This is a genomic window from Pseudomonas sp. B21-015, from assembly GCF_024749285.1.
Lineage (GTDB): Bacteria > Pseudomonadota > Gammaproteobacteria > Pseudomonadales > Pseudomonadaceae > Aquipseudomonas.
Genome location: NZ_CP087196.1, coordinates 6,460,277 through 6,472,766, shown reverse-complemented (window position 1 = coordinate 6,472,766; position 12,490 = coordinate 6,460,277). Strand labels below are relative to the sequence as shown.

At 60.1% G+C, this 12,490-nt stretch carries 9 protein-coding genes; 8 read left to right on the top strand and 1 reads right to left on the bottom strand.

The window, feature by feature from the left end; all coding sequences use genetic code 11:
• Positions 1-221: 221 nt before the first annotated feature.
• The 8 genes from LOY38_RS29635 to LOY38_RS29600 all read left to right on the top strand — a co-directional run bounded on the left by LOY38_RS29635 (position 222) and on the right by LOY38_RS29600 (position 11,024).
• Positions 222-1,520, top strand: a complete 1,299-nt coding sequence (locus LOY38_RS29635) for an MFS transporter (protein ID WP_258698245.1) — start codon at positions 222-224, stop codon at positions 1,518-1,520.
• 239 nt (positions 1,521-1,759) lie between these two features.
• Positions 1,760-2,758 carry a phosphate ABC transporter substrate-binding protein PstS family protein gene (locus LOY38_RS29630; RefSeq protein ID WP_258698244.1) on the top strand — a complete coding sequence of 333 codons (999 nt, stop codon included), beginning with the start codon at positions 1,760-1,762 and terminating at the stop codon, positions 2,756-2,758.
• A 481-nt stretch (positions 2,759-3,239) separates the two neighbouring features.
• Complete coding sequence (locus tag LOY38_RS29625) at positions 3,240-5,273, top strand: ABC transporter permease subunit (protein WP_258700820.1); 2,034 nt, start codon at positions 3,240-3,242, stop codon at positions 5,271-5,273.
• A gap of 15 nt (positions 5,274-5,288) precedes the next feature.
• Positions 5,289-6,959: a phosphate ABC transporter permease PstA gene (gene pstA / locus LOY38_RS29620; protein ID WP_258698243.1), complete on the top strand. Its 1,671-nt coding sequence runs from the start codon at positions 5,289-5,291 to the stop codon at positions 6,957-6,959.
• Positions 6,960-7,105: 146 nt separating this feature from the next.
• Complete coding sequence (gene pstB / locus LOY38_RS29615; RefSeq protein WP_007934504.1) at positions 7,106-7,939, top strand: phosphate ABC transporter ATP-binding protein PstB; 834 nt, start codon at positions 7,106-7,108, stop codon at positions 7,937-7,939.
• A 71-nt stretch (positions 7,940-8,010) separates the two neighbouring features.
• Positions 8,011-8,772, top strand: coding sequence for a phosphate signaling complex protein PhoU (gene phoU / locus LOY38_RS29610; RefSeq protein ID WP_007896483.1), 762 nt, complete (start codon positions 8,011-8,013; stop codon positions 8,770-8,772).
• 195 nt (positions 8,773-8,967) lie between these two features.
• Positions 8,968-9,921, top strand: coding sequence for a response regulator (locus tag LOY38_RS29605; protein WP_258698242.1), 954 nt, complete (start codon positions 8,968-8,970; stop codon positions 9,919-9,921).
• 206 nt (positions 9,922-10,127) lie between these two features.
• The gene (locus tag LOY38_RS29600; RefSeq protein ID WP_258698241.1) at positions 10,128-11,024 is read left to right on the top strand and encodes a peptidoglycan DD-metalloendopeptidase family protein; all 897 of its coding nucleotides are present in this window, start codon (positions 10,128-10,130) and stop codon (positions 11,022-11,024) included.
• A 114-nt stretch (positions 11,025-11,138) separates the two neighbouring features.
• Here LOY38_RS29600 and LOY38_RS29595 read toward each other — a convergent pair whose 3' ends face one another.
• Positions 11,139-12,479, bottom strand: a complete 1,341-nt coding sequence (locus tag LOY38_RS29595; RefSeq protein WP_258698240.1) for a hemolysin family protein — start codon at positions 12,477-12,479, stop codon at positions 11,139-11,141.
• Positions 12,480-12,490: the final 11 nt, after the last annotated feature.

Here is a 12,490-nt window from a genome sequence, read left to right as displayed (position 1 = left end):
GGGCGCCAACGACGGTTTCGCACAGCAACCCCTTACAAGCCGTTGCAATGTTGCGAGTATATCGATCGGTAGACTCCTAGACGACCGTCCGGTTCTCATTTTGACCGTCAAATACGCACCTCTATGTGCTTTTTCGAACAATTTGCTATCGTGCCGAACCTGCCCAAGCCTCCGCCAGCGTTGTTGAGGTTGCAGATCCGACTATAAGAGAAGCCCTTGCCATGACCACAGCGCCCTCGAGCCTCGCGCAGCCAGCCCAACCCGCACGTCCGCTGACCCGTAACGACTACAAGACATTGTCGCTGTCTGCCTTGGGCGGCGCGCTGGAGTTTTACGACTTCATCATTTTTGTGTTCTTCGCCACGGTGGTCGGCAAACTGTTCTTCCCCGCCGACATGCCCGAATGGCTGCGCTTGATGCAGACATTTGGCATCTTCGCCGCCGGCTACCTGGCGCGGCCGCTGGGCGGCATCGTCATGGCGCACTTCGGTGACCTGCTGGGGCGCAAGAAGATGTTCACCTTGAGCATTTTCATGATGGCCGTGCCGACCCTGATCATGGGCTTGCTGCCGACTTATGCGCAGATTGGTATGTGGGCGCCGATTCTATTGCTGCTGATGCGGGTGATTCAGGGCGCGGCGATTGGCGGTGAAGTGCCGGGGGCGTGGGTATTCGTTTCCGAACACGTGCCACAGCGGCACATCGGCTATGCCTGCGGCACGCTGACCAGCGGTCTGACCGTCGGTATTCTTTTGGGCTCGCTGGTCGCCACCGCAATCAACAGCATTTACACGCCGGTTGAAGTTTCGGATTACGCCTGGCGGATCCCGTTCCTGATGGGCGGTGTGTTTGGCCTGTTCTCGGTTTACCTGCGCCGTTGGCTCCACGAAACCCCGGTATTCGCCGAACTGCAATTGCGCAAGGCCCTGGCCGAAGAAGTGCCGCTGCGCGCGGTGTTGCGTGACCATCGCGGTGCGATTCTGATCTCCATGCTGCTGACCTGGCTGTTGTCCGCCGGCATCATCGTGGTCATCCTCATGACCCCGACCGTGCTGCAGACCGTTTACCACTTCGCGCCGACTACCGCGTTGCAGGCCAACAGCCTGGCCATCGTGTTCCTGAGCCTGGGTTGTGTCGCCTCCGGTGCACTGGCTGACCGCTTCGGTGCCGGTCGGGTGTTCGTGTTCGGCAGCGGTTTGCTGCTGCTGACGTCGTGGACTTTCTATCACAGCCTGTTCAACCACCCCGACTGGTTGTTCCCGATGTATGCCCTGACCGGTTTGCTGGTCGGCACCATCGGTGCGGTGCCGTACGTGATGGTCAAAGCCTTCCCGGCGGTGGTGCGTTTTAGCGGGTTGTCATTTTCCTACAACCTGGCTTACGCGATTTTTGGTGGCCTGACCCCGATGGTCGTCACCCTGCTGCTCAAGGAAAGCCCGATGGGGCCGGCCTATTACGTGGCGATTATCTGTGGGGTCGGGGTTCTGGTGGGCGGGTATCTCTGGAAGAAAGGGCGTTAAGCCGACGCTTTCATCGACTGCACTGGCCCCATCGCGAGCAGGCTCGCTCCCACATTTATTCTGTGTTCACCGCAGATCCCCTGTGGGAGCGAGCCTGCTCGCGATGAAGGTGACGCGAATCATCTTGTAAATCCAAATACTGGCCTTTCATCCAATTGTCATATTTCAGCCATAGAGTGTTCACACGGCCTGCTGATACTTGGCCCCGACTTAACACACCTATCTGCTAGGAGTAAGGCATGAAACTGAAGCGTTTGATGGCGGCAATGACTTTTGTCGCTGCTGGCGTTGCGACTGCCAACGCGGTTGCCGCTGTTGACCCTGCTATCCCGAGCTACACCAAGACCACTGGTGTGTCGGGCAACCTGTCCAGCGTCGGCTCCGATACCCTGGCCAACCTCATGACCCTGTGGGCTGAGAACTACAAAAAAGAATACCCGAACGTAAACATCCAGATTCAGGCCGCTGGCTCCGCCACTGCGCCACCTGCGCTGACTGAAGGCACCTCCAACCTGGGCCCGATGAGCCGCAAGATGAAGGACACCGAACTGGCTGCCTTCGAGCAGAAGTACGGCTACAAGCCAACCGCTATCCCGGTTGCCGTAGACGCCTTGGCTGTGTTCGTACACAAAGACAACCCGATCCAGCACCTGACCATGGAGCAAGTCGACGCGATCTTCTCCTCGACTCGTCTGTGCGGTGCCAAAACCGACGTGAAAACCTGGGGCGACCTGGGTGTGACCGGCGACCTGGCCAACAAGCCAGTACAACTGTTCGGTCGTAACTCGGTATCCGGCACTTATGGCTACTTCAAGGAAGAAGCCCTGTGCAAAGGCGACTACAAGCCAAACGTCAACGAACAACCAGGCTCGGCGTCGGTCGTGCAGTCGATCAGCTCTTCGCTGAACGGCGTTGGTTACTCGGGCATCGGCTACAAGACCGCCAGCGTGAAGACCGTGGCCCTGGCCAAGAAGGGCAGCACTGACTTCATCGAAGACAGCGAAGAAAATGCCCTGAATGGCAAATACCCGCTGTCGCGCTTCCTCTACGTTTACGTCAACAAAGCCCCGAACAAGCCTCTGGCCCCGCTGGAAGCCGAGTTCGTGAAACTGATTCTGTCCAAGCAGGGTCAGGAAGTGGTTGTGAAAGACGGCTACATCCCGCTGCCAGCCAAGGTTGCTGCAAAAGCACTGGCTGACCTGGGTCTGCAAGAAGGCGGCAACGTCGCAAAAAAGTAAAACCCTAGGTCCGGGCTAAACCCCGGACCTGTGTAGGAGCTGTCGAGTGAAACGAGGCTGCGATCTTTTGATCTGGCTTCCAGCTGCAAGATCAAAAGATCGCAGCCTCGGTTCCCTCGACAGCTCCTGCAACCCCCAAATTTCCGATCCACTGCCAGTTCCCACGGGCGGCGGATTTGTTGCGTCACTGCATTGTCATCTTTCTGTCATACAGGATCGCTAGGGTGTGCGCATGAATGATCTGGCCAACTCCACCATGACTACAAATCCTCCCAAGCGAATTGACTTCAATACGCCTGAGCTGCACCGCAAGCGCCGCATTCGTGCGCTGAAAGATCGCCTGACCCGCTGGTACGTCCTCGTCGGCGGCCTCGCCGTTCTTGGTGCGATCACTCTGATTTTTTTCTTTCTCGGTTACGTCGTCGCGCCCCTGTTCCAGGGTGCCGACCTGACCGCCAAAGACGCCATCACGCCCGCCTGGATGCAAGACGCCGGCAAACCGCTGATGATCTCCCTCGAAGAACAGAACCAGGTCGCCATGCGGGTTTCCGACAAGGGCCAGGCACTGTTCTTCGATATCGATACTGGTGCCGAGCTGCGCCGCGTCGACCTGCCGATTCCGGCCGGCACCAGCGTGACCTCCATCGCTGAAGACCAGCCCGGCCATCCATTGGTGGCGGTGGGCTTGTCCAACGGCCAGGCGCTGGTGTTTCGTCACACGTATAAAGTCAGCTACCCGGACGGCAAGAAAACCATTTCCCCGGCCATCGAATACCCGTACGGCGAGACACCCATCGCGCTGAACGAGGCGGGCGGAGCTCTGGAGCACGTCAGCCTCAACGCTACCGATTCGACCCTGATGCTGGCCGGCTCCACCGGTGCGCAGCTGCATGTCATGTCGCTGACCAGCGAAGAAAACATGATGACCGGCGAAGTCACCAACGAGCAGAAGCGCATCGAACTGCCGCAAATGACCGAGCCGGTGAAGAACATTTTCGTCGACCCGCGTCAGCAGTGGCTATACGTGGTCAACGGTCGCGCTCAGGCCGATGTTTTCAGCCTGCGCGACAAGAGCCTCAACGGGCGCTACAAATTGCTTGAAGACGGTAATGCCGAAGTGACCGCCAGCACTCAATTGCTGGGCGGTATCTCGTTGATCGTCGGCAACTCCAAGGGTGGCCTCGCCCAGTGGTTCATGGCCCGCGACCCGGATGGCGAGCTGCGCCTGAAGCAGATTCGTACCTTCCAGATGGGCACTGCGCCGATCGTTGAAATCACCGCCGAAGAACGTCGTAAAGGTTTCGTTGCCCTCGACGCGTCCGGCAAGCTCGGCGTGTTCCACAGCACCGCTCACCGCACCTTGCTGGTGGACCAGGTGGTCGACGGCCAAGGCCTGTTTGGCCTGTCGCCACGGGCCAACCGCGTGATCGTGGAGCAGGGCGGCAAGCTGCAGCCGTTGCTGCTCGACAACCCGCACCCGGAAGTCTCGTGGAGCGCGTTGTGGAGCAAGGTCTGGTACGAGAACTACGACGAGCCTAAATACGTCTGGCAATCGACCGCCGCCAACACCGACTTCGAACCCAAGCTGAGCCTCTCGCCGCTGACCTTCGGTACTCTGAAAGCCGCGTTCTACGCCATGCTGCTGGCCGCGCCGCTGGCCGTCGCCGCGGCGATCTACACCGCGTACTTCATGGCTCCGGGCATGCGTCGCAAGGTCAAGCCGGTGATCGAGCTGATGGAAGCGATGCCGACGGTGATCCTCGGCTTCTTCGCCGGCCTGTTCCTGGCGCCGTATGTGGAAGGGCATTTGCCCGGCATCTTCAGCCTGCTGATGCTCCTGCCGATCGGCATTCTGGTGGCGGGTTTCGTCTTCAGTCGCCTGCCTGAGTCCATCCGCCTGAAAGTGCCGGACGGCTGGGAAAGCGCGATCCTGATCCCGGTGATTCTGTTTGTGGGCTGGTTGTCGCTGTACATGAGCCCGTACATGGAAACCTGGTTCTTCGGCGGCGACATGCGCATGTGGATCTCCCACGACTTAGGGATTACCTACGACCAGCGCAACGCTCTGGTAGTCGGTCTGGCCATGGGCTTCGCGGTGATTCCGAACATCTACTCCATCGCCGAAGACGCCGTGTTCAGCGTGCCTCGCGGCCTGACCCTGGGCTCCCTGGCCCTCGGTGCCACACCGTGGCAGACCATGACCCGCGTGGTGATCCTCACCGCCAGCCCGGGCATCTTCTCGGCACTGATGATCGGCATGGGCCGTGCGGTCGGTGAAACCATGATCGTGCTGATGGCCACCGGTAACACCCCGGTCATGGAAATGAACCTGTTCGAAGGCCTGCGCACATTGGCAGCCAACGTCGCGGTGGAAATGCCCGAATCGGAAGTCGGCGGCAGCCACTACCGCGTGCTGTTCCTCTCGGCGCTGGTGTTGCTGTTGTTCACCTTCGTCATGAACACCCTCGCGGAACTGATTCGTCAGCGTCTGCGCAAGAAATACTCGTCGCTTTAACAAAGGTAGAAGTCTGTGAAACAGAACTCCCTGAATGGATGGTTCAAGAGCGGCGCCCCCGGCGTCTGGATCAGCGGTGGCGCGGTGTCCATTGCGGTCATCATGACCATTGGCCTGCTGGCTGTGATTGCCGTGCGCGGTCTGGGTCACTTCTGGCCGGCGGACCTGATCCACGCCAGCTACGACGTGCCGGGCCAAGCCAATCACCTCGTCATCGGCGAAGTGGTGCAGAAGGAAGAAGTGCCACGCGAGCGCCTGAAAAGCGCTGGCCTGCCGGTGCCCGATCAGGGTCCGGAGTTCATGACTCGCGAGTTGATCAAGGTCGGCAACCGCGATCTGAACGGCACCGACTTCACCTGGATTGTCGGCGAGTGGCTGACCAGCCAGAAAACCCCACCTGAGCTGATGGCCATCGAGCGTCGCGAGTGGGGCAACTTCTATGGCTACCTGGTCAACGTCAAACAGGACGGCAAGGTCATCGCTGAAGGCGAGGCCGCATGGCCTGAGTTGCAGGCCCGTGTCGAGCGCGTCAACCAGCTCGCTGTGCAGCTCAAGAGCCTGGAAAAAACCGACATCGGCGCGATCAACGCCGGTCTCGAACGTGTGCGTCTGCACGGTCGCAAACTGGAACTGGCCGGCCATCTCGACGCTGCCGCACAAGCGGACCTGGAGTCCGAGCGCGCCGAGTTGAATGCCCGTTATCAGGAAATCGAAGCGCGTCTGAACGATCTGCACACGCAGTTCAACCGTGACAGCCTGACCGCTCGCGACGCGAACGGTAAAGAGATCGAAATCGGCATCGGCAAAGTGGTTCACGCCTACCAGCCGAACGCGATGGGCACCTTCACCAAGATCGGTTTCTACTTCAGCAAGGTCTGGGAATTCCTCAGTGATGACCCGCGTGAAGCCAACACCGAAGGCGGGATTTTCCCGGCGATTTTCGGCACCGTGATGATGACTCTGATCATGGCGATGATCGTGACGCCCTTCGGCGTGCTGGCAGCGGTTTACCTGCGTGAATATGCGCGGCAGAACACCATGACTCGCTTGATCCGCATCGCGGTGAACAACCTGGCGGGTGTGCCTGCGATCGTTTACGGCGTGTTCGGTCTGGGCTTCTTCGTCTATGTGCTGGGTGGCTCGGTCGACCGCCTGTTCTTCCCGGAAGCACTGCCGGCACCGACCTTCGGTACGCCGGGCCTGCTTTGGGCTTCCCTGACCCTGGCGCTGCTGGCGGTGCCGGTGGTGATCGTGGCCACCGAAGAAGGCCTGGCGCGGATTCCTCGCACCGTGCGTGAAGGCTCGTTGGCCCTCGGCGCGACCAAGGCCGAGACCTTGTGGAAGATCGTGCTGCCAATGGCCAGCCCGGCGATGATGACCGGCATGATCCTCGCCGTGGCCCGTGCCGCCGGTGAGGTGGCGCCGCTGATGCTGGTGGGTGTGGTGAAACTGGCGCCGTCGCTGCCGGTGGATGGCAACTACCCGTACTTGCACCTGGACCAGAAGATCATGCACTTGGGCTTCCATATTTATGATGTCGGCTTCCAGAGCCCGAACGTCGAAGCCGCGCGGCCGCTGGTGTACGCCACGGCGCTGCTGCTGGTGCTGGTGATCGCCACGTTGAACCTGTCGGCCGTATACATTCGAAACCACCTGCGCGAAAAGTACAAAGCGCTGGATAGCTGATTTGAAGCAGCACTGATTTCTATGTGGGAGCGAGCCTGCTCGCGATGGCATCACCGCGGTTTCAGAGTTAAACCGCATTGCCTGAATCGCGAGCAGGCTCGCTCCCACAAAAAATGAACCGAATTTGTTAGCACAGGGAGCCTCCCATGCAGCACGAAGCACACACTCACGGCATCAACATGTCGGCCCTGGGCCGCGACAAACAGAGCCTGAGCCTTGAGCAGGAAACCGTGGCCATCGAAGTGCCGGGCCTGAGCCTGTTCTATGGCGAGAAACAAGCGCTGTACGACGTCAGCATGAACATCCCGAAACAGCGCGTGACCGCCTTCATCGGCCCGTCCGGCTGCGGCAAGTCCACGCTGCTGCGCACCTTCAACCGCATGAACGACCTGGTGGACGGCTGTCGCGTCGAAGGCGCGATCAACCTCTACGGCAACAACATCTACCGCAAGGGCGAGGACGTGGCCGAGTTGCGTCGTCGGGTCGGCATGGTGTTCCAGAAGCCGAACCCTTTCCCGAAAACCATCTACGAAAACGTGGTTTACGGTCTTCGCATCCAGGGCATCAACAAGAAACGCATCCTCGACGAAGCCGTCGAGTGGGCGTTGAAAGGCGCGGCGCTGTGGGATGAGGTCAAAGACCGTCTGCACGAGTCGGCACTTGGCCTGTCCGGTGGTCAGCAGCAACGTCTGGTGATTGCCCGCACCATCGCCGTGGAGCCGGAAGTACTGCTGCTCGACGAACCGTGCTCGGCACTCGACCCGATCTCCACGCTGAAAGTCGAAGAGCTGATCTACGAACTGAAATCCAAGTTCACCATTGTTATCGTGACCCACAACATGCAACAGGCCGCGCGGGTTTCCGACTACACGGCGTTCATGTACATGGGCAAACTGGTGGAATTCGGCGACACCGATACCCTGTTCACCAATCCGGCGAAGAAGCAGACCGAAGACTACATTACCGGTCGTTACGGCTAGGAAGCTGTTGTTGCTCACTGAACTGACGCTGCGGTCCACCGCACCTTACCGGACGCTCCAAGGACGCCAACATGATTAGTAAAGAAGGCCTTACCCATCACATCTCCGCGCAGTTCAACGCTGAGCTCGAGGAAGTGCGCAGCCACCTCCTGGCCATGGGCGGGCTGGTGGAAAAGCAGGTCAACGACGCGGTGACCGCGCTGATCGAGGCCGACTCTGGCCTGGCCCAGCAAGTGCGCGAGATCGACGACCAGATCAACCAGATGGAACGCAACATCGACGAAGAATGCCTGCGCATTCTGGCCCGTCGTCAGCCGGCGGCGTCGGACTTGCGTCTGATCATCAGCATCTCCAAGTCGGTGATCGACCTGGAGCGCATCGGCGACGAAGCCACCAAGATCGCCCGTCGTGCCATCCAGTTGTGCGAAGAAGGTGAAGCGCCGCGCGGTTACGTCGAGGTTCGCCACATCGGCGACCAGGTGCGCAACATGGTTCGCGATGCCCTGGACGCGTTTGCCCGCTTCGACGCCGACCTGGCGTTGTCGGTGGCGCAATACGACAAGATCATCGACCGCGAATACAAGACCGCGCTGCGTGAACTTGCCACCTACATGATGGAAGACCCGCGCTCTATCTCACGGGTCTTGAGCATTATCTGGGTGCTGCGTTCCCTGGAGCGGATCGGCGACCATGCGCGCAATATCTCGGAACTGGTGATTTACTTGGTGCGCGGCACTGACGTGCGTCACCTGGGCCTCAAGCGCATGAAAGAAGAAGTTGAAGGCACAAGTGCCGAAACCGCTAATGTTCCGGGCAAAGCTGACGATAAGTAAGATTGCCCAAGAAAAGCGCCCGGCCCTTTGGCCGGGCGTTTTTGTTTGCGTGAGGCTCTCGAATTGAAAAGCCGAATTGAAAAACCGAATAGAAAAGCAGCACCCGCGAACGAAAAGTCCCGGCGTGACTGAAGAGTTTTGGCAAAGTGCCATCAGCCAGCGTTATGCTTGCCGGGATTTTTAAAGGGGTGTTGGATGAGCAAGATCAGTGTGTTGGTCGTGGACGATGCGTCGTTCATTCGTGACCTGGTAAAGAAGTGCCTGCGTAACTACTTCCCGGGGATCCGGACCGAAGATGCAGTCAACGGCAAAAAGGCCCAGGCCATGCTGGCCAAGGAAGCGTTCGACCTGGTTCTGTGCGACTGGGAAATGCCGGAAATGTCCGGCCTGGAGCTGCTGACCTGGTGCCGCGAGCAGGACAACCTCAAGAGCATGCCGTTCGTGATGGTGACCAGCCGTGGCGACAAAGAGAACGTGGTCCAGGCGATCCAGGCCGGGGTTTCCGGCTATGTCAGCAAGCCGTTCACCAACGAGCAGCTACTGACCAAGGTCAAGCAGGCGCTGAACAAGGTCGGCAAGCTCGACACCTTGATGAACAGCGCGCCAACCAAAATGAACTCGGCGTTCGGTAACGATTCCCTGAGCGCGTTGACTGGCGGCAAAGCGGCGGTGGTCGCACCCTCGGCTGCGCCGGTCAACCCGTTCGCCAAACCTGCCGCCGCTGCGCCAGCCCCGGCGGCCGCGCCTGCCCGTGGCTTGCTCAACAGCCCGCCGGTCAAGGCACCTGCCGCCTCTGTCGCCGCCTCAGCTGGCGGTCGTGGCCAAGGCCAACTGCGCTTGCCGAGCGGCACTCAGCAATGTGTGATCAAGGCCTTGAGCATCAAGGAAGCGCTGCTGGTGGTGAAGCGCAGCGACACCTTGCCGCAAGTCCTCGACAGCGCCGTACTCGACCTGGAGCAGGGCGACAACGCCGAAATTGCCCGTCTCAACGGCTACCTGCACGCCATCGTCGCCCACGAGCCGAAGCCCGACAGCGAGTGGCTGCAACTGACCTTCCGCTTTGTCGATCAGGATGCGCAGAAGCTTGACTACATCTCCCGCCTGATCGCCCGTGGTACTGCGCAGAAGCATTTCGTTCCTGGCGCGTAATCTTCGCCGCCTGACAGTCCGTCTTCGCGAGCAAGTCCGCTCCCACAGTGGAATGCATTCCACTGTGGGAGCGGGCTTGCTCGCGAAGGGGCCATCACATTCACCACACATCCCCTGATCCGCCCATTTTGAAACATCTGTCGACTACGCAGGTCCATTTCAGCTGCTAGGCTCCTTCCCAGGCCTTACTCGACAGAATCTTGCCCATGCTCGCGCGCCTGCTGTTTTTCTGTGGTCTGTTCATGGCCTCCACCTCGGCTGTGGCCATGACGATCTACAGGTCCACCGACGCCAGTGGCGTGGTCTCTTACAGCGACCGCCCCACCAAGGGCGCGAAGGTGTTCGTTTTCCGGGACCGGATGGTCGAGCGCCTTGAGCGGCAGGTGTACCTCGACATCAAGAAGCAGGGGGGCATGGACAGTGTGTTCGTGCGTAACGACCTGTATGCGCCGGTCGAGATCGAGCTGAGTTTCGACGGGCTGAAGAACGTCAGCGGTGCGCCGAGCCGGCCGATCCGTCGGGTTATGCCGGCGCGCAGTAACCTACGTCTGGCACTGCTCAAGGCGACGAACGCCGGAAGGCCGCTGGTCTACACCCCAAGGTTCGAGTATTCCCTGGGCGACCCCTCAGGGGCCACCATGGCCTATCGATATCCACTGCCTTGGCGTGGCGGGCCGTTTCGGCTGAGCCAGGGCCCTAATGGCCAATACAGCCACTACGGGCCGAAGAACCGTTATGCGATGGACATCGCCATGCCCGAAGGCACGCCGATCATCGCGGCGCGCGGCGGGGTGGTGGTGAAAACCGAGAATGGCCAGACCGGACGCGGCAACGACCCGTCGGGCAATTTCGTGCGGGTGCTGCACGATGACGGGACCATGGGCGTGTACCTGCACCTCAAGAAGGGTTCGGTCAGCGTGCGGGAAGGTCAGCGGGTGACGGTAGGCAGTGCGCTGGCGCTGTCGGGCAACACTGGCAACAGCAGCGGCCCCCACCTGCACTTCGTGGTGCAGCGCAATACCGGGTTGGGGCTGGTGTCGATTCCGTACCAGTTCAATCAACCGGTAGGCGCGTTGCCCAACTTTGCGTTGGGCAAGCAGTAAGGAGTTGCCTGACCCAACGCCATCGCGGGCAAGCCCGCTCCCACAGGTCCTGTGCAAATCCTTGTGGGAGCGGGCTTGCCCGCGAAGGGGTCGACGCGGATCTGGATCAGGGCATTAATCCAGCATCAACACCTTGGCCAAAACAATCTTCGGCCCTTTCATCTTCTTGATGATGATCCGCAAACCTTCGACTTCCAGCACTTCTTCCTCTTCCGGCACCCGTTTCAGGGTTTCGTAGACCAGCCCGGCGAGGGTTTCGGCTTCGATGTGGTCCAGGTCGATACCCAGCAGACGCTCCACCTTGAACAGCGGCGTATCGCCCCGCACCAGCAGCTTGCCTGGCTGATACGCGAGGATCCCGCGTTCGGCCTTGCGGTGTTCGTCCTGAATGTCGCCCACCAGCACTTCCAGCACGTCTTCCATGGTCAGGTAGCCAATGATGTTGCCGTCGGCTTCCTCGACCACGGCGAAATGCGAGCCGCCCTTGCGAAATTGTTCCAGCAGTTGCGACAGTGGCATGTGCCGCGACACGCGTTCCAGCGGCCGGGTCAGTTCGGCGAGGTTGAACGACTCGGGAATGTGGTCCAGGGCGGCCAGTTCCAGCAGCAGATCCTTGATGTGCAGCAGGCCGACGAACTCCTGACGCTCGCTGTCGTACACCGGATAACGGCTGAACTTGTGGCGACGGAACAACGCCAGGATTTCCTTGAGCGGTGCGTTGAACTCAAGGGTGACCAGATCTTCCCGGGAGTTGGCCCAGTCGACCACTTCCAGCTCGCCCATTTCCACCGCCGAGGCCAGTACGCGCATGCCTTGATCGCTTGGGTCCTGGCCGCGGCTGGAGTGCAGGATCAGTTTCAGTTCTTCACGGCTGTAATGGTGCTCGTGGTGCGGGCCGGGTTCACCTTGCCCTGCGATGCGCAGGATCTGGTTGGCGCTGGCGTTGAGCAGGTAAATGGCCGGGTACATGGCCCAGTAGAACAGGTACAGCGGCACGGCGGTCCAGAGCGACAGCAGCTCGGGTTTGCGGATGGCCCAGGATTTCGGGGCCAGTTCGCCGACCACGATGTGCAGGTACGAAATGATGAAGAACGCCGTGAAGAACGAAACCGCCTTGACCACTTCAGCGGAATCTACGCCCACGGCACTCAGCACGGGTTCCAGGAGGTGTGCGAACGCCGGTTCGCCGACCCAGCCCAGGCCGAGGGAGGCGAGGGTGATACCCAATTGGCAGGCCGAGAGGTAAGCATCGAGCTGACTGTGCACGGTGCGCAGGATGTGTCCGCGCCAGCCGTGCTGTTCAGCGATGGCTTCGACCCGGGTCGAGCGCAGTTTGACCATGGCAAACTCTGCCGCAACGAAAAAGCCGTTGAGCAAAACCAGGATCAGAGCAAAAAGAATCATGCCGAAGTCGGCGAATATTGTTGCGAGGGTCAAGCCAGGGGAAGGGTCCATGATGGAGTTTT

What these genes read in the sequence shown, in the direction of transcription:
- phoU (WP_007896483.1), top strand. Translation starts at nt 8,011, where the DNA reads ATGATTAGTAAAGAAGGCCTTACCCATCACATCTCCGCGCAGTTCAAC.
- LOY38_RS29605 (WP_258698242.1), top strand. Translation starts at nt 8,968, where the DNA reads ATGAGCAAGATCAGTGTGTTGGTCGTGGACGATGCGTCGTTCATTCGT.
- LOY38_RS29625 (WP_258700820.1), top strand. Translation starts at nt 3,240, where the DNA reads ATGCAAGACGCCGGCAAACCGCTGATGATCTCCCTCGAAGAACAGAAC.
- pstB (WP_007934504.1), top strand. Translation starts at nt 7,106, where the DNA reads ATGCAGCACGAAGCACACACTCACGGCATCAACATGTCGGCCCTGGGC.
- LOY38_RS29635 (WP_258698245.1), top strand. Translation starts at nt 222, where the DNA reads ATGACCACAGCGCCCTCGAGCCTCGCGCAGCCAGCCCAACCCGCACGT.
- LOY38_RS29600 (WP_258698241.1), top strand. Translation starts at nt 10,128, where the DNA reads ATGCTCGCGCGCCTGCTGTTTTTCTGTGGTCTGTTCATGGCCTCCACC.
- LOY38_RS29630 (WP_258698244.1), top strand. Translation starts at nt 1,760, where the DNA reads ATGAAACTGAAGCGTTTGATGGCGGCAATGACTTTTGTCGCTGCTGGC.
- LOY38_RS29595 (WP_258698240.1), bottom strand. Translation starts at nt 12,479, where the DNA reads ATGGACCCTTCCCCTGGCTTGACCCTCGCAACAATATTCGCCGACTTC.